General features: G+C 66.7%; 2 protein-coding genes. Both read left to right on the top strand.

The genetic code is table 11. From position 1 onward, the window contains the following. Positions 1-7: 7 nt before the first annotated feature. Positions 8-1,156, top strand: a complete 1,149-nt coding sequence (locus tag VJ464_23710) for an AMP-binding protein (protein HKQ08153.1) — start codon at positions 8-10, stop codon at positions 1,154-1,156. A 203-nt stretch (positions 1,157-1,359) separates the two neighbouring features. Beyond that, the coding region (locus tag VJ464_23705) for a condensation domain-containing protein (GenBank protein ID HKQ08152.1) at positions 1,360-1,840 on the top strand (481 nt) is incomplete at its 3' end.

Here is a 1,840-nt window from a genome sequence, read left to right as displayed (position 1 = left end):
GGCCGGGGTGACGGTGTGGGAGACGGTGCCGTCGCTGCTGGAGGCGATGCTGGGGGAGGTCGGCGACAGGCAGGCCGGTGTAGCGAGTCTGCGCTGGGTGCTGGTGACGGGCGAAGCCTGCGCGGTGGGGCTGTGGCGGCGCTTTCAGGCGGCAGCGCCAGGGGTGGGGATGATGAATGCCTACGGGCCGACCGAGTGCTCCGACGACGTGACGCACTATGTCAGCCTTGGTGGGAGAGTGGCGGAGGAGGGACGAGGGGTGCCGATCGGGCGGCCGCTGCCGAACACGCGGGCCTATGTGGTGGATGCGGCCGGCGAGGCGGTGCCGGTGGGGGTGAGCGGCGAGCTGGTGATCGGCGGGGTGGGAGTGGGGCGCGGCTACTGGCGGCGAGCGGGGCAGACGGCGGCGCGGTTCGTGGCCGATGAGCAGAGCGGGGAGAGAGGCGAGCGGCTGTATCGGACGGGAGATGTGGCGAGGTGGAGTCGAGATGGGGAGTTGGAGTATTTGGGGCGGCTCGATGATCAGGTGAAGGTGCGGGGCTATCGGGTGGAGCTCGGAGAGATCGAGGCGCGGCTGGCCGAGTGCGAAGGAGTCGGCGAAGCCGCCGTCGTCTTGCGCGAAGAAACCACCGGCGATAAGCGCCTGGTCGCCTACTTCACCCAAGCCAACCACCCGGAGGTCGCCGCCGAGGCCTTGCGCCAACAGCTCTCGGCGAGGCTGCCGGAGTATATGCTGCCGGCGGCCTACGTGCGGCTGGCGCAGATGCCTTTGACCCCCAACGGCAAGCTCGACCGCAAGGCGCTGCCCGCACCGGAGGGCGATAGCTATGCGACCGGCGAGTACGAGGAGCCGCAGGGGGAGATCGAACAGCGGCTGGCGGCGATCTGGAGCGAGGTGCTGAAGGTGGAGCGGGTCGGTCGCCACGACAACTTCTTCGAGCTGGGAGGCAACTCGCTGCTGGTGGTGCGTGTCATCGCGCGGCTGCGGCGGGCGGGGTTGCAGGCGGATCCGCATACGCTTTTCACGATGCCAGTGTTGGCCGAACTGGCGGCTGCTATCAACCAGCCGATTAGTGTAGTTGAAGTTCCGCCCAGTCTGATTCCAGAGGCTAGCAAACCAGAGGAAAGTCCAAACACGGTTGAGATTCGCATATGAGATTTGATGAGCTACTTGTCTATCTTGAACGGGAGAACATTGGGCTTCGCCGCAATGGCTCTGACTTGGTGGTTATCGGCGAGACGCAAACACTAACCTCGTCCCTTGTCAGCGAACTGCGGGCGCACAAGGCTGGGTTGCTCGCCCTTATCGGGGAGCGCCGTGATACCTGGTGGGGCCGTCCAGTCTCCATTACGCCAGAGATGTTGCCGCTAGTGGAGCTGACCGAAGAGGAGATCGCGCGAGTGGTGGCGACCGTCGAAGGCGGGGCCGGAAACCTGCAAGACATCTACCCGCTGGCACCGCTGCAAGAGGGGATACTCTTCCACCACCTGATGGGCGGCGAGGGCGATCCGTACCTGCTGGGCAGCCTCTACAGCTTCGAGAGTCGGCAGCGCCTGGAGAGCTATCTGGCGGCGCTGCAAGCGGTGATCGGGCGGCACGACATCCTGCGGACGGCGGTGGTGTGGGAAGGGCTGCGAGAGCCGGTGCAGGTGGTCTGGCGGCAGGCGCGGCTGGTGGTCGAGGAAGTGGAGGTGGGGAGAGAAGGAGGGGAGGCGGCGGCGGCGGAGTTGTACGAGCGCTACAATCCGCGGCGGTATCGGCTGGAGGTGTGGCGGGCGCCGCTGCTGCGGATGGCGGTGGCGGAGGACAAGGCGGCGGGGCGATGGCTGCTGATGCAGT

The organism is Blastocatellia bacterium, assembly GCA_035275065.1.
GTDB lineage: Bacteria > Acidobacteriota > Blastocatellia > UBA7656 > UBA7656 > DATENM01.
This window is presented reverse-complemented; position numbering and strand designations above follow the sequence as displayed.